Source organism: Streptomyces sp. NPDC000348 (assembly GCF_042898795.1).
Lineage (GTDB): Bacteria > Actinomycetota > Actinomycetes > Streptomycetales > Streptomycetaceae > Streptomyces.
In genome coordinates, this window is record NZ_JBIAZD010000006.1 from 145,615 (window position 1) to 163,143 (window position 17,529).

The 17,529-nt window shown below is 74.3% G+C and carries 15 protein-coding genes and 1 pseudogene; 5 read left to right on the forward strand and 11 right to left on the reverse strand.

Annotated elements, in window-relative coordinates; translation table 11 throughout:
- Positions 1-72: 72 nt before the first annotated feature.
- The 5 genes and pseudogenes from ACFY3N_RS14450 to ACFY3N_RS14470 form a co-directional block, all read right to left on the reverse strand.
- Positions 73-912: pseudogene (locus ACFY3N_RS14450) on the reverse strand (lysylphosphatidylglycerol synthase transmembrane domain-containing protein); the annotation flags it as partial.
- Positions 909-1,943 carry a trans-aconitate methyltransferase gene (locus tag ACFY3N_RS14455; protein WP_390816989.1) on the reverse strand — a complete coding sequence of 345 codons (1,035 nt, stop codon included), beginning with the start codon at positions 1,941-1,943 and terminating at the stop codon, positions 909-911. The pseudogene ACFY3N_RS14450 and the gene ACFY3N_RS14455, both read right to left, overlap by 4 nt.
- Positions 1,940-3,178 carry a glycosyltransferase family 4 protein gene (locus tag ACFY3N_RS14460; RefSeq protein WP_390816990.1) on the reverse strand — a complete coding sequence of 413 codons (1,239 nt, stop codon included), beginning with the start codon at positions 3,176-3,178 and terminating at the stop codon, positions 1,940-1,942. Before ACFY3N_RS14460 ends, ACFY3N_RS14455 begins: the two co-directional genes overlap by 4 nt.
- A complete protein-coding gene (locus ACFY3N_RS14465; RefSeq protein WP_384716507.1) occupies positions 3,175-3,573 on the reverse strand; it encodes a 6-pyruvoyl tetrahydropterin synthase family protein in 399 nt (132 codons plus the stop codon). Before ACFY3N_RS14465 ends, ACFY3N_RS14460 begins: the two co-directional genes overlap by 4 nt.
- A 132-nt stretch (positions 3,574-3,705) precedes the next feature.
- Complete coding sequence (locus ACFY3N_RS14470) at positions 3,706-4,683, reverse strand: zinc-binding alcohol dehydrogenase (protein WP_390816991.1); 978 nt, start codon at positions 4,681-4,683, stop codon at positions 3,706-3,708.
- 108 nt (positions 4,684-4,791) lie between these two features.
- Between ACFY3N_RS14470 and ACFY3N_RS14475 the strand changes: the two genes are divergently transcribed.
- A complete protein-coding gene (locus ACFY3N_RS14475; protein ID WP_390816992.1) occupies positions 4,792-5,553 on the forward strand; it encodes a CDP-alcohol phosphatidyltransferase family protein in 762 nt (253 codons plus the stop codon).
- Between the two features lie 142 nt (positions 5,554-5,695).
- Here ACFY3N_RS14475 and ACFY3N_RS14480 read toward each other — a convergent pair whose 3' ends face one another.
- From ACFY3N_RS14480 to ACFY3N_RS14500, 5 genes are all read right to left on the reverse strand, one after another.
- On the reverse strand, positions 5,696-6,922 hold the full coding sequence (locus ACFY3N_RS14480; RefSeq protein ID WP_390816993.1) for an MDR family MFS transporter: 1,227 nt from the start codon (positions 6,920-6,922) through the stop codon (positions 5,696-5,698).
- Positions 6,919-8,724 (reverse strand): ABC transporter permease subunit, encoded by a 1,806-nt coding sequence (locus tag ACFY3N_RS14485; protein ID WP_390816994.1) that lies wholly within the window; start codon positions 8,722-8,724, stop codon positions 6,919-6,921. The genes ACFY3N_RS14480 and ACFY3N_RS14485 overlap by 4 nt, the downstream gene beginning before the upstream one ends.
- A gap of 3 nt (positions 8,725-8,727) precedes the next feature.
- The gene (locus ACFY3N_RS14490; protein ID WP_390816995.1) at positions 8,728-10,221 is read right to left on the reverse strand and encodes an ABC transporter substrate-binding protein; all 1,494 of its coding nucleotides are present in this window, start codon (positions 10,219-10,221) and stop codon (positions 8,728-8,730) included.
- Positions 10,222-10,224: 3 nt separating this feature from the next.
- On the reverse strand, positions 10,225-10,761 hold the full coding sequence (locus tag ACFY3N_RS14495) for a GNAT family N-acetyltransferase (protein ID WP_390816996.1): 537 nt from the start codon (positions 10,759-10,761) through the stop codon (positions 10,225-10,227).
- A gap of 120 nt (positions 10,762-10,881) precedes the next feature.
- Positions 10,882-11,424, reverse strand: a complete 543-nt coding sequence (locus ACFY3N_RS14500; protein WP_390816997.1) for a hypothetical protein — start codon at positions 11,422-11,424, stop codon at positions 10,882-10,884.
- A gap of 309 nt (positions 11,425-11,733) precedes the next feature.
- On the opposite strand from ACFY3N_RS14500, the gene ACFY3N_RS14505 reads away from it, so the two are divergent.
- The 3 genes from ACFY3N_RS14505 to ACFY3N_RS14515 all read left to right on the forward strand — a co-directional run bounded on the left by ACFY3N_RS14505 (position 11,734) and on the right by ACFY3N_RS14515 (position 16,601).
- Positions 11,734-14,589: an ABC transporter substrate-binding protein gene (locus ACFY3N_RS14505; RefSeq protein WP_390817195.1), complete on the forward strand. Its 2,856-nt coding sequence runs from the start codon at positions 11,734-11,736 to the stop codon at positions 14,587-14,589.
- Positions 14,590-14,617: 28 nt separating this feature from the next.
- Positions 14,618-15,217 carry an HD domain-containing protein gene (locus ACFY3N_RS14510; protein WP_390816998.1) on the forward strand — a complete coding sequence of 200 codons (600 nt, stop codon included), beginning with the start codon at positions 14,618-14,620 and terminating at the stop codon, positions 15,215-15,217.
- A 469-nt stretch (positions 15,218-15,686) separates the two neighbouring features.
- Entirely contained in the window at positions 15,687-16,601 is a 915-nt protein-coding gene (locus ACFY3N_RS14515; protein ID WP_390816999.1) for a YceI family protein, read from the forward strand.
- Between the two features lie 34 nt (positions 16,602-16,635).
- On the opposite strand, the gene ACFY3N_RS14520 is transcribed toward ACFY3N_RS14515, so the two are convergent.
- A complete protein-coding gene (locus ACFY3N_RS14520; RefSeq protein WP_390817000.1) occupies positions 16,636-17,076 on the reverse strand; it encodes a hypothetical protein in 441 nt (146 codons plus the stop codon).
- A 110-nt stretch (positions 17,077-17,186) separates the two neighbouring features.
- On the opposite strand from ACFY3N_RS14520, the gene ACFY3N_RS14525 reads away from it, so the two are divergent.
- Positions 17,187-17,522 carry a hypothetical protein gene (locus tag ACFY3N_RS14525; protein ID WP_390817001.1) on the forward strand — a complete coding sequence of 112 codons (336 nt, stop codon included), beginning with the start codon at positions 17,187-17,189 and terminating at the stop codon, positions 17,520-17,522.
- Positions 17,523-17,529 lie beyond the last annotated feature (7 nt).

Sequence of the window (17,529 nt, forward strand, 5' to 3'; positions counted from 1 at the left end):
CACACCCGGCAGGCCGGCCACGAGACTGAGCACGCCGTAGACGACCGCGACGGTCAGTCCCCGCCCCGCCCCGAGCCCCGCCGCCCCGAACGCCCAGGCGGTGACCCCCTCCCGGGGCCCCCACCCGCCCACGTTCAACGGCAGCCCCATCGCCAGCAACGCCAGCACGGCGAGCGGCAGCAGCTCCGCCACGGACGCGTCCGCTCCGGCGACCTCGGCGGCGAGGACGAACATGGCGACGTACCCGGCCAGTACGACGGCGGAGGAGACGAGCACACCGGGCGCGTTGCGCCGTGAGAACAACCCCTCACGCGCCTCCGCGAGCAACCCGGAAGCAACCCCCCGCCGCCCCGGCGCCCGGTTCATCCGCACCGCCAGCACCACCGCACAGGCCCCCAGCGCACCGAGCCCGGCCACCGGCGCGGCCTGCCGCACTTCGTCGAGCACCGGCGACGGCATGCTCACCAGCACCACCGCCCCCGCGGCGAACAGCGCGAGCTGCCCGGCGGTCCGCTCCAGCACCACCGCCCGCACCCCCCGCCCCAGGTCCCCGGCGCTCCGCCCGTGCCGCACGGCCCGGTGGACGTCACCCCACACACCTCCGGGCAGGGCCGCGTTGAGGAACAGGGCACGGTAGTAGTCGGCGACGGCCGCCCCCAGCGGCAGCCGGATCCCGATCCCCCGGGCGACCAGCGCCCAGCGCCAGGCGCTGAACACGGTGGTCACCAGCCCGATCCCGAGCCCCGCGAGCAGCGTCGGCCCGTCGATGCGGCGCAGCCCCTCCAGGAGGACCCCGGTGTCGAGGCGCCACAGCAGGACCGCGAGGATCGCGACGCCGCCGAGCGTGCCGAGACGGGCGCGCACGGCAGGGGTGTTGAGCCGGGCGGGAGTGTCGCGGAGCCGCGCACTCATGCGGCCCCGTCCACCGGCCGGCACAGCGCGAGCAGATCACTGTGGTGGACGACGACCCGCAACTCCCCCGCCGCGCAGGCCTCCAGCCGCTCGGCCAGGTAACCGCCGGCACGCGCCGCCAGTTCCGGACGCTCCTCCACCGCCGCGCCGACCCAGCCCCGCAGCCACTGCCCGGTCAGCGCGGACTGCCCGGGACCGAGCCGCCAGGGGCTCGGGGCGAGCCGTACGGTCGCGCCGTGCCCGGCGAAGACCTCGGCGGCGACGGTGACCGCGTCCGGGCCGAGCAGCCCGCCCCGGCGCTGATGGGCGTTGAAGGCCTCCATGATCTCCTGGTCCAGCGGGTGCGGCTCGGTCAGCTCCACCCGTCCGGCCACCGACAGCGTCAGCAGGGCCGGACAGCCGGCTCCCGCGCAGGCGGCGGCGAGGGCGCCGACCTCCTCGCGGGTGAGGACGTCGAGCAGCGCGGACGCCGTCACCAGACAGGCGCCGGTCAGTACGTCCGGGGTGAGCCGGGCGACGTCACCGCGCCGGGTCTCGACGGTGACACGGCTGCCGTCGGCGGCGGAGCGCGGGGCGGCGACGGCAGCGAAGTGCAGGAGGTAGGGGTCCCGGTCGTGCAGGACCCAGTGCTGGGCGCCGTCGAGGCGGGGGGCGAGCCAGCGGCCCATCGATCCGGTGCCGCAGCCGATGTCGTGGACGACGAGTCCGCCGGCCCGGCGCGGCAGCCGGGCGAGCCGGGTGCGCAACGGGTCGAGCAGGTCGTGCGAGCGGGCGTCGGCGTCGGCCGGTTCGCGCAGCTGGAGCCACTCGGGGGCGTAGCGGGCCGGTTCGTCGTCGCCGGTGTCCCGCAGCCGCAGGGTGGCCCGCTCGCCGGGGCGGGACGCGGGGCCGGCGCCGGGGACGACGGACGGTCCGGCGGGGCCGGTGGCCCGGGGTTCCACGGTGTCCCCTTGGAGCACGGCGTCCCCGGGGCCGGGCCGGGCCGGAACCGTCCCGTCGTGCCGGGTGGTGGTGGTCGCCGGTTTCGTCATGCGGCCCTCCGGGGTCCGGTGGGGAGCCGGCGCAGTACCGCCGCCAGGCTCTGCGCGGTGCTCGCCCAGCCGCCGAGCGCGGCCCGCCGGCTGCGGGCGGCGGCCTTGAGCCGACGCCGCACGTCCGCCTCGCCGAACCAGCCGCGCAGTTCGGCGGCGACGGCGGCGGGGTTCTCCGGCGGGACGAGGATGCCGGGCACTCCTCCGTCGGGTGCGCGGCCGACCGCCTCGGGCAGCCCGCCGACGTCGGTCGCCAGCACCGGGATGCCGCGCGCCAGCGCCTCGGTGACCGCCATGCCGTACGTCTCGGCGTACGAGGTGAGCACCATGAGGTCGGCGGCGGCGTAGCTGGCGTCGAGTGCGGCGCCGGTCTGCGGTCCGGTCAGCTCCAGCCGGTCCTCGAGGCCGTGTGCGCGGATGAGGTCGTGCAGGTGCGCGACGTACTCGGGGTCCTGTCCGAGCCCGCCGACGAGCGCGCAGCTCCACGGCAGGTCGGCCACCGCCGCCAGGGCCTCCACGAGCCGCTGCTGTCCCTTGCGCGGGGTCACGGCGGCCACGCACAGCAGCCGCGAGACGCCGTCGGTGCCGGGTGCGAGGGGCGCGATGTCGGCGCCGGGGGCGGCGACGTGGACGCGGTCGGGGGCCAGGCCGTGGTGGGAGACGAGACGGCGTACGGCCCAGTCGCTGGTGGCGATCACCGCGGGCACCGCCCGCAGCACCGCGCGCTCGCGGGCGTCCAGTTCGGCGGCGACGGCCGCGTCGAGCCCGGTCTCGTCGCCGAGCGGCAGATGCACGAGGACGGCCATGCGCAGCCGCCCCTCCTCCGCCCGGGGGACGAGGATCTCGGGCACCCCGCAGGCGACCAGCCCGTCGAGCAGGACGACGGCGCCGTCCGGCAGTTCGCGCAGGATGCGGGCGAGTTCGGCGCGGGCGGCGGCGTCCGGGCGGGGCCAGTCACCGGCCACGGCGTGCCGGTGCACCTGCCATCCGAAGCCGGGCAGGTCCAGGCACACGCGGCGGTCGTAGGCGTTGCCGCCGCTGGGCGCGGCCGGGTCGTCGACACCGCCCGGCATCACGAAGTGCACGGAGCGCAGGGACATGGGGATGATCCCGCCGTTCCTCGGAAAGGCCGCCTGCACCGGAACGTAGTCCAGGCGGGCGGTCCCGGCCCGTCCGGCGGCCGTGCCGGGCACGTCGACGGCGGTGCCGGGCAGGTCGATCGTCGTGTCGGTCACAGGGCACGCTCGTAACTCGCCCAGGCGATGTGCGACTCGTGCAGGGTGACGGCGATGCCCGCGATGCCCTTGGCGCCCTCGCCCAGGGCGCCCTTGTGGATGCGTTCGGCGAGCCGGTCGGCGATGACCTTGGCCAGGTACTCCGTGGAGGTGTTGACCCCCGCGAAGTCGGGCTCGTTGTCGAGGTTGCGGTAGTTCAGCCCGCCGACGACGGCGCCGAGTTCCTGCGTGGCCAGGCCGATGTCGACGACGATGTTGTCCTCGTCCAGCTGTTCGCGCCGGAAGGTGGCGTCCACGAGGAACGTGGCCCCGTGCAGGCGCTGGGCCGGTCCGAAGACCTCGCCGTGGAAGCTGTGGGCGATCATGATGTGATCGCGGACGGTGATGCTGAACAACGGACGACCCTCCAGGTGCGGCGCGTCTGCTCCCCGGCCGATCTCCGACGGGGATGCCGTGTAGTACGTCCGGCCTCCTTCCCCCGTTCAGCGTCCGCCCCGTCTTTTCTCAGGTCAGGCGTGCCGGTGCGGCTACGGGGTGTCGTAGCGCACGCGGTGGCACAGGGCCGGGATCTCCCCGGAGGCGAGGCGGGGCATGACGTCGGGCAGGTCCTCGAAGGCGGACTCGCCGGTGACGAGGGCGTCGAGGGCGGGGTCGGCGAGCAGGTCGAGGGCGAGGGCGAGCCGGTCGGCGTGGCTGCGGTTCGCGCGGGCCGGGGAGACGGTGCCGACCTGGCTGCCGCGGACGGTGAGCCGCCGGGAGTGGAAGGCCTCGCCCAGCGGGAGGCTCACCTTCCGGTCGCCGTACCAGCTCAGTTCGACGACGGTGCCCTCGGCGCGGAGCAGTTCGAGTGCCCGGCCGAGCCCCTGCTCGGTGGCGCTGGCGTGCACGACCAGGTCGCACTCGCCGAGGGCGTCCCCGGGCAGCGCGAACCCGACGCCGAGCGCCGCCGCGGTCTTCGCGCGCGCCGGGTCGGCGTCGACGAGCTGCACCCGTACGCCGGGGAACCGGGCCAGCAGCGCGGCCACCGAGCAGCCGACCATCCCGCCGCCGACGACGGCGATCCGGTCGCCGACCAGCGGCGCGGCGTCCCACAGCGCGTTGACGGCGGTCTCCACTGTGCCGGCCAGCACGGCCCGCCCGGCGGGCACGCCGTCGGGCACGGGCGTGACGGCGCCCGCCGGAACGACGTACCGCGTCTGGTGCGGGTACAGGCAGAACACGGTGCGTCCGACGAGCCCTTCCGGTCCCTCCTCCACCACGCCCACGTTGAGGTAGCCGTACTTCACGGGGGCCGGGAAGTCGCCCTCCTGGAACGGCGCCCGCATGGCGGCGTGCTGGCTCCGGGGCACCCCGCCGCGGAAGACGAGCGTCTCGGTGCCCCGGCTGATCCCGGAGCGGAGCGAGCGCACCAGCACCTCGTCCGCGCCGGGAACGGGCAGCTCGACCTCGCGGATCACGCCTCGTCCGGGCGAGTCGAGCCAGAACGCACGTGCGGTGCGGTTCATCGAAGTCCTCCTGAACGGTCGGGAAGCCGCGCGCGTACCGAGGGGTGCACAGGCCGCGCACAAGGTAGCGGCGTTGATCGACTCTGTCACACGGCCGGAGGGTGTTCGGTGGCCCTGAACAACAGTTACGACGCGAGGCCCGTACAGCAGGAGACCGCCGTGGGGGCGGGCGCGCAGATCCTGTTGCTGGCCCTGATCGGTACGGCGGTCGGCATGGGCCCGGCGGGCTGGCTGACCGGCCTCGCGTTCGCCGTCGCCACCTGGGCGGTGCTCTCCCGGGCCCTGCGCCGGTCCCGGCCGCGCTCCTTCGGCGCGGCCAACCGGGTCACGCTCGGCCGCGCCGTCCTCGTCGGCGGGGTCACCGCGCTGGTCGCCGACTCGTTCCAGGACTCACCGCCCGTCTCCCTGTTCGTGGGTCTGACCGCCGTGGCCCTGATCCTGGACGGCGTGGACGGCAAGGTGGCGCGCAGGACCGGTACGTCGACGCCGCTGGGCGCCCGCTTCGACATGGAGGTGGACGCGTTCCTCATCCTCGTGCTGAGCGTGTACGTGTCGACGGCGATGGGCCCGTGGGTGCTGCTGATCGGAGGGATGCGGTACGTCTTCGTGGCCGCCGCGCGCCTCTGGCCCTGGCTGACCGCCCCGCTCCCGCCGAGCACGGCCCGCAAGACGGTGGCCGCGCTCCAGGGCGTGCTGCTGCTGACGGCGGGCGCGGCCCTGCTGCCGCACGCGGTCAACGTCGGTGTGGTGGTGCTGGCACTGGGGCTGCTGGTGTGGTCGTTCGGCCGGGACGTGGTGTGGCTGTGGCGGACGTCCAGGCCGGCGCCGGCTCCCCCCGCGCACGAGGTGCGCGAACTGGTCGCCGGCTGACGCCCGGCCGGGGCACGGCACACCGTCGTCGGTGAGGCGGGCGGCCCGCCCGCGCGCAGGGCGGGCCGGTCCGGACCGCCCGTGACCGCGCGCCACTGGTCGTGGTGCGCCCGGGCCGGGGCGGGCGGGTGCGCCGCTCCCGTCACGGTCTCCGTGGCAGCAGCAGCACGGCCGCCCCCGTCGCGCCGGCCAGTACCAGCCACGGCACCGCCGGCGGCAGCCCCGCCTCCAGCAGCGTGCCGGTCGCCGAGCTGCCGAGCAGGACGATCAGGCCGGAGACCGAGGACAGCGCCCCGGTGTAGAGGCCGAGCCGGCCCTCCTCGGCGAGGTCGGGCACCCAGGCCCGGGCCACCGGTACGACCAGCATCTGGCCGAGGGTGAGCAGGACGACGAACCCGGCCGCGGGCACCAGACCGGCGGTCCCCGACCACCCGGCGGGACGTGCCGCCGCCACCGCGGCGAAACCGGCCGCGACGAGCAGCAGGCCGACCGCCATCGACCGGCGCGCCGCCAGCCGCTCCCCCACCCAGCGGGTGACCGGCAGCTGCGCGGTCACCACCAGCAGCGAGGACAGGGCGAACAGCCAGGCCAGCGCCGTCTGGGAGCCGGTGACGCGCTCCACCTCGGCCGGGAGGGCGAGGTAGAGCTGGTTGTAGGCGAGCAGGTAGGCGCCGAAGGCGCAGCACAGGCCGAGGAAGGGCCGGTTGCGCAGCACCGTCCGCAGTCCGCCCCTGACCGGTGTCCGGTCCCGCCCGGGTATGCGCTGCGGCAGCAGCCGGGCGTGACCGGCGAGCACCAGGACGAAGACCCCGGCGCCCGCCAGGCACGCGGTACGGAAGTCCACCGCCAGCAGCAGCGCGCCCAGCAACGGCCCGACGAACGCGCCGGCCTGCCCGGCCACGGTGAACAGCGCCAGCACGCGGGTACGGGATCCCCCGCCCGCCTCCTCCCGGACGACCGCCTGCCGGGCCACCTCCGACTCGACGGCCGGGGAGAACAGCGCGGCGGCGAACCCGATCAGCACCACCGCGCAGATCACCGCCCAGGTCCGCTCGGCGTACCCCAGCCACACGAAGCCGGCGATCCTCAGCGCGCACCCCGCGAGCACCACCGGCCGGATGCCATACCGGTCGGCCAGCGCCCCGCCGACCACGAACAGCCCCTGCTGGCTGAACGTCCGCAGTCCCAGCACCAGCCCGACCAGCCAGCCCGCCATTCCCAGGACCTGTCCCAGATGGACGGAGAGGAAGGGCAGTACGGCGTAGAAGCCGAGGTTGAAGGCGAGTTGGGTGACGATCAGCAGCCGCAGCAGCGGGGAGAGCCGGGGCCGGCCCGCCGCCTCGCGTGGACGGGTGGGCAAAGCGGTCATCGTGTCTCCACCAGTTCCCCGGTGACCGGTGACGGGCGTGCGGACGCCTTCCCGGGCGTGTGGTCCCCGGTCCGCCCGCGCCGCCGCCCGGGCCACCGCACTCCACCGGCCGCGGTCACCGCGAACGCCCCGAGCAGGGCGAGGACGGCGGCCGGGGCGAGCACGGCCCAGGGCGCGCGTTCGGCGTAGGGCTGGTTCTCGGCGAGGAGCAGTCCCCATTCCGGCGACGGCGGCTGCGCGCCGAGGCCGAGGAAACCGAGGGAGGCGAGGGCGAGGGCGATTCCGGGCAGGCGCACCAGCGCGTGGCGGGTGACGGGCGGCAGCACCGCGGGCAGCAGCTCACGCCGCAGCAGGTACCAGGGGCCCGCCCCGCATTGCCGGGCGGCCGCGAAGTGCTCGGTGGCACGCTCCTGGATCAGCAGCGCCGAGGTGTGCGCGGCGAGCGGGGTCCACGCGACGGCGGCCACGGCGATCGCCGGCGTGCCGGCCCCGCCCCCGACGACGGCGGTGACGAGCAGCGCGCCGAGCACCGGCGGCACGGCGTTCACCGTGTCGGCCAGCGGCCCGGACAACCGGGGCAGCAGCCCCAGCAGCACCCCGGCGCACAGGGCCGCGGCGCTGATCCCGAGGGCGAGCAGCAGGGTGTCGAGGGCGCCGTGCGCGATCCGGGCGAGCAGGTCCCGGCCGAGGGCGTCCGTACCGAACGGGTGCGCCGGGGAGGGGGCCCGGAGCCGCTGCCCGGTGTCCAGCGCGAGCGGGTCGCGGGGCAGCCCGAGCGCGACGACGGCGACCAGGAGGGCACCGTGGGCGAAGGGCTGGACGCGGCGGGGGGACGGGGCCGGCCGGTGCAGCGTCGTCAGGGCGCCGTCCCGCAGCGCCGGCCCGACGAGCAGCCGGGCCGCGAGCCGGCACGCCCCGGTGGTCACGGCCGCGAGCAGGACCAGGGCGAGGGTGCCCGCCTGGAGCACGGGCAGGTCCTGGGCGAGGGCGGCCCGGAGGGTGGTGCGGCCGAGCCCGGGGATGTCGAAGACCTGCTCTACGGCGACGGCCCCGCCGGTCAGCCCGACGACGAACAGCCCGAGGTTGGGCAGCAGCGCGGGCACACAGCGCCGTACCGCGCGGCGGGCGACGGTCCGTGCGGGCAGTCCCTGGGCGGCGGTGGCCAGCGCCCAGGGCTCGGCGAAGGCACCGGGCAGCAGATCGTCGAGCAGCCGCCCCAGCACGGCCCCGGCGGGGAGGCCGAGGGCGAGCGCGGGCAGCACGGTCCACCGCGGCCCGTACCAGCCGAGGGCGGGCAGCCAGCCGAGGTGCACTCCGACGACGGTGGCGAGCACGGAGGCGACCAGGAACTCGGGCAGCGCGGCGAGCACCGCCGACCCGCCGCCCCCGGCGCGCCGGCCGTCGAGCAGCCGCCGCGGCCCGAGACGGAGGGTGCGGGCGCAGACGAGCGCGGCGGTGACGAAGGCGACGAGGAGGGCCACCGACATCAGCAGCAGGGAGGCGCCCAGTGCCCGGAGCACATCGGGGGCGACCTCGCCGCCGGAGATCCACGACCGTCCGGCGTCCCCGCGCCACAACCCGCCCAGCCACTGCCCGAGCAGGGAGAACGGGCCGGAGTCCAGGCCCAGTTCCCCGCGGATGTCCGCCAGCACCCCGGGCGTGGGATCACGCTCGGGCGACCGTGCCTTGAGGACGGTCAGTGCCGGGTCGGTGCGCGAGAGCCAGGGCAGCAGGCCGATGCCGCACACGAGGGCGGCCGCGAGGGCGGTGCGCCACAGGAGCGCGGCCAGGGGCTGTCGCACGGTTCAGCGCCGCGTTCCCGTACCCACGAGGGTGCGCTCGTAGGGGTCGAGCGACGCGCCCCGCACGGAGGTGCCGACACCGGTGATGATCCGCTGGTGGACCAGCGGCACCACGGCGTCGCTGCCGAGGACGGCCGCCTCGGCGGCCATGGCCGCGTCCTGCCGCTTGCCGGGATCGGTGGTCCCCTCGGCCTCGGCGACCGCACGGTCGACGTCCTTGTCGCACAGCTGGGCGATGTTGTAGCCGCCGTCGCAGGTGTAGTCACTGGCGAGGACGGCGACCGGGTCGCCGGTGTCGAGGAGGGTGTTGCGGGCGAGCACGAACGCGTCGAACTTCCCGTCCAACGCGTCGCCTTCGAGCCGCGAGTACTCCCGTATCACGAGCTTCACCTTGAAACCGGCCTTCTCCAGCTGCTGCTTCACCACCTGGGCGGCCTCGGGGAGTTCGGGCCGGTTGTCGTAGGTCGCGAGGGTGATCGTGGTTCCCTTCGCGCTCCCGGCCCCCTCCTGTCCGGCGGGCTCGACCCGCTTGCCCTCGGCCCAGGTCACGGCGGGTCCGTAGATCCCTGCGCCCGGGTCGGCGTACCCCTCGTACACGCCCTCGGCGAGCGCGGAGGTGTCGACGGCCGCGCGGGCGGCGGCGCGCAGCCCGGGGGCCTCGAAGGGTCCGGATGCGGAGTTGAGCAGCAGGCTCGTGGTGCGGGTGGTGGCGGTGTCGCGCCGGGTCTTCGGGTCGAGGGTGGCCGCCTGCGCGACGGGCACCGCCTCGGCGATGTCGACCTCACCGGTGCGCAGGGCGTTGGCGCGGGCGGTGCCGTCGGCGATGAAACGGACGTCGATGCCGGAGGCCTGGGCACGGCCGCCCCAGTAGTCGTCGAAGCGGTCGAGTGCGGCGGACGAGGCCCCGTCGGCCTCGGTGAGCTCGAAGGGTCCGGTGGCGGTGCCCACGGGGTCGACGCGGCCTTTCGCGTCGTACGCCTTGCCGGAGAACACGGCGAGGTTGGGGCTGGACAGCCGCAGCGGGAGAACGGGGTCGGGCTCCGTGGTGCGGACGGTGACCGCGCGGCTGCCGTCGGCCTCGGCGGTCAGGCCGACGCCGGAGAGGGCGGCGGGCTCGGGCTCGGCCTCGGTGGCGTGCGTGAGCGCGTCGGCGACGGCGGACGCGGTGACGTCCGTACCGTCCTGGAACCGGGCCTCGCGCAGCGTGAACTCCCAGGTCCTCGCGTCCTTCTGGCGCCAGGACCGGGCCAGCGCGGGCGCGGCGGCACCGTTGGCGTCCATGCCGGTCAGTCCTTCGGAGACGCCGAGCCGGCTGAGGATCGTGGCGTCGGCGCCGTACGGCGAGAGCCGCTCGGCGGGCGGGAAGGCGAGCGCGACCCGCAGCCGGGAGCCGCTGTCGCCGCCGTCGCCCGATTCACCTCCCCCGGAGGCGAAGCAGCCGGCCAGCAGCGGAGTGAGCGCCAGGGCGGCGAGAAGCCGCGAACGAAGCGGGCGCACAGGTCACCGTCCCATCGGTATCTCGAAGTGGACGACGCCGTTGCCGCCGTCCGCGTCCTCACGTTCGTCGTGCACGACCTTCCCGAACGACCGCCAGAAGGCCTCCGCCCCCGGCACGGAGGGATCGGTGTGCAGATACACGGACCGGTAACCGCCGTCGGCGGCCGCGAAGTCGAGCAGTTCGCCGACCATCCGCCGCGCCAGACCACGGCGGCGGTGGTCCGGCCGCACATACACCCGCCGCAACTGTGCGGTCTCCCCGGAGGGATAGCGCTCGGCGAGCTCGCGCGGGTTCGGCGGATGGGCGGGCCCCCGGGAGTCGAGGGCCGCGGTGGCGACGACCTCGCCGCCGTCCGGGTCGAGCGCGACGAGCAGGGTGTGCCGGGGCGGGGCGAGATAGACGGCGCCCGGGTCGATGATGTCGCCGTGCCAGCGCGGCACGTACCCGCTGCCGAAATCGCGGTACACGGTGTCGAGCATCACGGCTCGCGCACGGTCGAGGTCTGCCGGGCCCGCGGCCCTGATGCTGTAGTCACGCACTTGCAAATCATATGCAAGAGATCTTTCGGGCGATCAAGGGGGTGAGGGCCGGCCGGCGCGCCCAGAACCCACCCACGTGACATCCATTTTCAAAAACAGCCGACCGGCCCCCCGCCTCACCTATTCGAGACCGGCCGCGCCGAGCAGCCGGACCAGGTCCTTGCGCCCGTACCCGAGCCGGCGGGCCCGGTCGGCCGCCATCAGCACCGAGTGCGCCACGGTCTCCGCCGCGTACCCGTTCCCGTGGTCGGCGTCGAACCACTCCTGAGGCTTGTCGACCCCCAGACCGTTCATCACCAGCCCGTGCTCACGGCGGACCTCCGCGACGGTGCCGGCGACCGCGTCCAGGAGTGTCTTCCCCGGCCGCTCGCACTCCAGGGCGAAACAGCCCCGGTCGACCGGCACACACCCCTCCGGCGGATCCGCCCGCAGCCCCGCGTACCGCTCGTCCGCGAACCCCGTGTGGCCGAACTCGTCGTGCACCAGCGCGAACCGGTGGAACCCGGGCGGCACCGGAGGCGGTGGCGGCGTGTACGCCCATCCCGCGTCCTCGTACAACTGCCGCTTCACCTCCTCCTCTTCGGCGTGCGTCACGGTGAAGCCGGTGGCCTCGTTCCGTCCGGTCGTCGTGCCGTCGGGGTTGTGGTGGAAGTGCAGGCTCATGAGGTGCTCCGGTCGTCCGTCTCGTGAGGGGAACGGGAGATGTCCCCGTCACCGGATCGAACGGACCGCCCGCCCCGCACGTGCCCGCATCGCACAGCACCACCCGATCGTGTGAAACCACCCACGGACCCCACCACCGTCCACGGCATCACCGCCCCGACGGACCGCCGTTCCACCAGGGGCGGTTGTCAGAGCCGGGCGTTATTCTCACAAGACGCTTGCGACACATGTGTCTTGCGACCACGGGGGGTGTCCATGCAGGACCGTGACCAGAACTTCCCTCAGGACTGCCCGGGCGGTCACCCGGGCATGTCGACCGAGGCGGGGATCGACGTCCAGCGACAGCTGGAGTCACTGATCCAGGACTTCAGGACCAGTGACCCCCCGATGCCGGTGATCGTGCTGCACGCCGAGGACCTCGCCGACGACGGCCGGGTCACCGAACTCGTCGACGAGCTGAGCGAGGGGCAGCAGCGTCACGGCACCCGCCTGGCCGTCGCCCCGACCGAGCCGCAGCCGGGGGACCTCGATCCCACCGCCCGGGCCGTGCGGCTCCTGGTCGACCTCGGCGACTCCAGGAAGTGGGGCGGCCGCTCCGCCTCCTACCGCCCCTACTCCTTCCCCCGCCTCAACCTGGTGCGCGCCCTCCAGGAGGCGACCGACGATCCGGAGATGCGCGGGCACTGGCCCACCGCCCCCGGCGGCACCCCGGACGGGAACGCCCAGCGGGAACGGGCCCAGACGCAGCTGCTGCGCATCCTGGCCCGGCAGCGCTGGCGCCCCCGCAGACCCTCGCGCCGGCACCGGCAGCTGCTGCTCAACGACGTGCAGCAGTTCCTGCCCATGGGCGTCCTGGGCGCCTTCACCGCGCTGCTCACCCGCCCCGAGTGGTACGTCGCCGTCCTGGCGGGCATCGGACTGATGATCCTCCTGGCCGCCCTCAACCACGTCCCCGGGCGCGCTCCCCTCTTCCTGTGGCTGCGCAGGGAGAGCCGGTGGTTCCTGACCACGACGTTCCTCCAGTCCGCCGCCCGCCGCCAGTCGACCAGCGTGCGGCTGCTGCGGCCCGTCCGCTCCTGGCGGGCCATAGCGGCCCGCGCCTACGACGTGGCCGAGGCCATGCGCGAGGGCGGCCCGTTCCCCCTCCAGCTGTACGTGCTGGCGCTCTTCGAGGACCTGCGGGACAGCCACCGGCGCCGCAGCTGGGACCTGCGCGGGTTCAAGCGGACCCGCCCGCCGGTGCTGTTCCTGCGCCGGGCGGGCCGGGAGAACGGCGGCATAGAGCTGATCAGGGCGGTCAGCGACGTGCGCAGCCGGCGCAGTGAACTCGACCCGCTGCTGATCGTGGCGGGCGTGGCGGCGGGCGACGCGGCACTGCTCGACCGGGGCGCGGACGCGAACCCTCCGCTCAACCGGCCGCAGCAGCCCCCGTCCCCGTCCTCACGTCTCCCCCAGCGGTTGCGGCACTGGTACGACGAATGGGCCGGGAACCTCCGGGCCGATCAGTCGCCGAGCAGGACGAACGCCCTGCCCTGGGTGCTCAGGATCCCGCTGCCCCACGACGAGCTGGCCGAGCTGCGGCAGGCGGACTGGCGGTGCGTCAGGGCCAGGCACCGGCCGTCCCTGGCCCGCGTGGTGTGGTCGGTCCACAGCCTGTTCCTCGTTCTCGCGCTGGTCGTCACCGCGGGCGTCGTCCACGCCCGCGAGCTGCACCGGACGTACTGCTCGGCGGGCCTGCTGACGGCCGACCGCGACACCGAGCGGCGTCCCGCGCCCGGCGGCGGCACGGAGTGCGTCGGCATAGCCACCGGAGACGTCCGGTTCGGCGCACACCTGAGCGGCGGGACCACCGGGGAGGGCAAGCGGCTGCAGGAGCTGGAGAGGCTGGTGCGCGCCGAGAACACCGAGGTGCTGCGCGACCACCCCGACGCCTACGTCACCGTGGTGTACGCGGGACCGCTGAGCTCCTCCCCGGTGGACCCGTCCCTGGTCAAGGGCGCCGAGGAGCTGACCGGCGTGTACCTCGCCCAGCGCGTGGTCAACGAGAACTACACGGTGAAACTGCGGGTGCTGCTCGCCAACGGCGGCGCGGACATGGGACACCAGCGCGTCACCGCCGACGCGATCGCCGAGTACGCCGAGCGCGACCCGACCGTCGTCGGCGTGGTCGGGTTCGGCCGCGACCTGCAGAGCAGCCCCGACGTCACGCGCCGGCTCCACGCGGTGGGGCTGCCCGTCGTCTCCGGCACCAACTCGGCGACCTACCTGCCGAAGGACTTCTCCAACTGGTTCAGCCTCGCGGCCCCCGACGAGCACCAGGCCGAGGCGCTCGGTCTCGTCGCCCGGCAGCTGCGCACCGGGGACAGGGCCCCGCACGCCCTGGTACTGGCCCGTGACACCAAGGAGTCGCAGGACCGGTACACCAGCGAACAGGCCCTGTACGGCGGGGAGATGCTGAAGCGGGAGGGCTTCCGGCTGCTGCCCGCGCAGCGCTACCGGGTGGCGAACGGCAAGCCCGAACTGCGGCTGCACGCGGAGAGCATCTGCCGGGGCGAGGACGTCCCCTCGGTGATCTACTTCGCCGGACGGGTCGAGGACATCGGACCGCTGATGACGCAACTGACCACCGAGCCGGGCTGCGCCAACCGGCAGATCTCGATCCTCACGGGGGACGACCTGAGCAAGGCCAGGTTCTCCGGCACGGGCGGCCGCGACGGCGTGGCCCCGCGGATCACCCTGTACCACGCGGCCCTGGCCGAACTGAGGGAGGCCGCGTCCAGGACCGCCTTCTACGAGGACGCCGCCACGTACCTCCCCTGGCTCAAGGACGGGAAGGCCACGTACGACGCCGTCGACTTCGCGAGCGGGCAGACGGCCCTCTCCCACGACGCCACGCGCGCCCTGTACTGGGCGGCCAGCCTCGGGGACGTACGCCAGAGCCGCGCGGCGACCTGGGTCAACCTCAGGAACGTCAGGCTCGACGGGATGGCCACCGGGACGATCGACTTCACCGACGCGCCCCTGTACGAGGAGCGCCACGGCCACAGCATCGTCCTCAACCGGGTCCGCAGGACCCCGGAGGGCGTCTCGAAGGCGGAGGTCCTGTGCAGCAGACCGGCCGGCAGCACCGAGCCGCTCACCGTGCGGGAATGCTCGATCGAGTGAGCGGGCCGGCGGTTGTTACGCTCCCCGGGTGAGGATTCCGGGACCCGAAGAGATCCGCGCGCTGCACGAGAAGCACGCGCCCACCGCCGAGGCGCTCGAACTCGTCCACACCCACTGCGAGATCGTCTGGAGCGTCGCCGAGCAGCTCATCTCGGCCTCGCGCCTCGACGTCGACGCCGAACTGGTCCGTGCGGGCTGCCTCCTCCACGACATCGGCGTCTACCGCCTCTACGGGGACGACGGCCTGCTGGACCACGGGAGCTACATCCGGCACGGACTGCTCGGCCACGAGATCCTCGGCAGGGAGGGCTTCCCGGAGCCCCTGCGCCGGTTCTGCTCCCACCACACCGGGGTGGGGGTCACGAAGGACGACGTCCTGCGCCAGGGCCTCCCGATCCCTCCCGCCGACTACCTCGCGGTGACGCGGGAGGAGCGGCTGGTGATGTACGCGGACAAGTTCCACAGCAAGTCCCGGCCGTCGGCGTTCCTCTCCCCCGACGCCTACGCCGCCCACGTCCGCCGCTTCGGCGAGGAGAAGGTCACCGCCTTCCAGGCCCTGCGCACGGAGTTCGGCGACCCGGACCTCGACCGGCCGGTGCCGGGGGGCGGTGCGTCCGTCCGCCCGTGAGCGCCGCCGGGCGCCGGCCGCACCGCCATAGCCGTCGCCGTCGCCGTCGCCCGTACGCTCACGCGGCGTACGGGCTTTCCCCTTCCGCGCGGACGGACGGAGCCGGCCGGCTCGGCGGCGCGGCCCGCACGATGTGTGGACCGCGTGACGGGACCGCGAGCCGTGTGTGAATCTTCCGCCGCTTCGGATGTCCTTCGCCACAGCACCGGAGCAAAGCACCATGGTCGGCGGGCGCGGCACGGCCCGCCGAATGGCCGGTAGGGCGGCGATTCACGTCAATCCGGCACACAGGAAAGCCGTGTTGCACGCCGACCCCGGAGACGAAGACCCTCTCCCCACCTGCCCTATGATCGTTCAATAGTTGACTTCATCGCGCCTGCAACCCCTCCCCGGCGGTTCCCGGCGACCGCGGACACGTGCGTCGGTGCGGCTCTCGCGGTGGTGACACGCAGGAAGAAAGGTGAACCGCATGGCCCTCGCACTGCTCCGGCGTCGGCGTTCCCGCAGCGCCTCCGACGCCGCGCAGGACCTCTCGCTGCCCCTGCCGGCCGGTGCCGGCGCGTACGGCTGCGAGGTCGTCGATCCCCTGGGGCAGCCCCTGGGCGGTGCCGAGGTCACGGTGACCGCCCTGGACAGTCACCGGGTCGCCGCCCGCGGCACCACCGATCCGTACGGCCTGTTCATGGCGGCGCTGCCGCCCGGCTCCTACAGCGTGATGGTCGCGGCGGAGGGCCTCACCCCGGCCCGCAGCGACGTCGCCATAGCCGCAGGCACCGCCCTCCCCCCGGCGCGCGTCGCGCTGCTGCCCGCCCGCCAACTGGAACTGCCGCCGCCCGGCACCTGGCTGTTCGACCCGCCGCACACCGCGATCCGCTTCATCGCCAAGCACGTGGGCATGGCCCACGTCCACGGACGCTTCACCCGCTTCACCGGCGGCATCCGCGTCACGCCGGACATGGGCGACTCCCAGGTCTCGGTGCGCATCGACGCCGCCAGCATCACCACGGGCAACAGGACCCGTGACAACCACCTGCGCTCCGCCGACTTCCTCGACGTCGAGCGCTACCCGTACATCGACTTCACCAGCACCCGGTTCGTCTACCGGGGCGGCTCCCGGTGGACGCTGAACGGCACGCTCACCATGCACGGCACCAGCCGCTCCGTGGGCCTGGACACGACGTACCTCGGCACGGTGAACGGCGGTTACGAACAGGAGCTGCGCTGCGCGGCACTGGCGAAGGCGGAGCTGCACCGCGAGGACTTCACCCTCAACTGGCGCTCGATGCTGGCCCGGGGCATCGCGGTCGTCGGCCCGACCGTGCAACTGGAGCTGGACGTCCAGGCGATGTACCGCACCCCCGAGACCCCCACGCCCCCGGAGTAGACCGGCGCGGACGGGGGTCCCGGGCCGCCTCGGTTCACGCGTGGGGATCGGGGATCACCTCGGTCGCCGACTCGAGGACCTTCTCCACCCGCAGGACCGCGCTGCGGACGGCTCCCGACTCCGCGACCAGCACATCGGGGAGGTGGGACTCGTGGAAGCGGAGGTACCCGACGGTGCCCACGGTCGTCGTCCGCGCGCCGAGCCACAGCACCATCCTGCGCAGGTCGTCGAACTCGTCGGGATGCGCCTCCTGCCGCACGGTCAGCGCCCACTGCGGACCGTCGGAGCACAGTTCCCCGACCAGCGCGCCCCCGATCCGCAGCGCCGGCCCCCGGTCCCCCCAGAGGGGGTACGCGTAACCGTCGTCCTGTCGGCCGCCCTCCTCCCCCAGGTGCCAGCGGAGCAGGGCGAGGTCCTGCGGCGGGAGCGAGCCCGGCAGGTCGAGCGTGAGCTGGAGTTCGTAGACGTCGGCCATGATCAGAAGGCTACGAGGCACCGTGCCGGTTTCCTCGACGGCGGTCCGGGGAGGGCCCCGAACACGGCAAAGAACCCGAACCGCCACGTCCGTTGATCTACTGTGACCGCATGACGACGAAGTCTCTTCCCAGCCTCACCCCGACCGGCACCTGCTGGTGCGGCTGCGCCAAGAAGGTCGGAGCCGGATCGTTCTTCGCTCCCGGCCACGACAAGGTGGCGGAGGCCGCGCTGCTCGCGGCCGAATACGGTTCCTCCGTGGCCCAGTTGCTGCACGGACACGGATACGGCCCCGGCCACTCGGTGAGCGCGCGTGCCGTGTCCGAGGGCGTCTGGCGGAAGTGCCCGGCCTGCGACTACGTCGGCGCGCCGGCGAGCATCGCCAACCACACGAAGAAGGCGCACGCCGCCGCCGGCGGCGAGGAGGCGCAGAGGCCAGGGCGTTGACCGAACC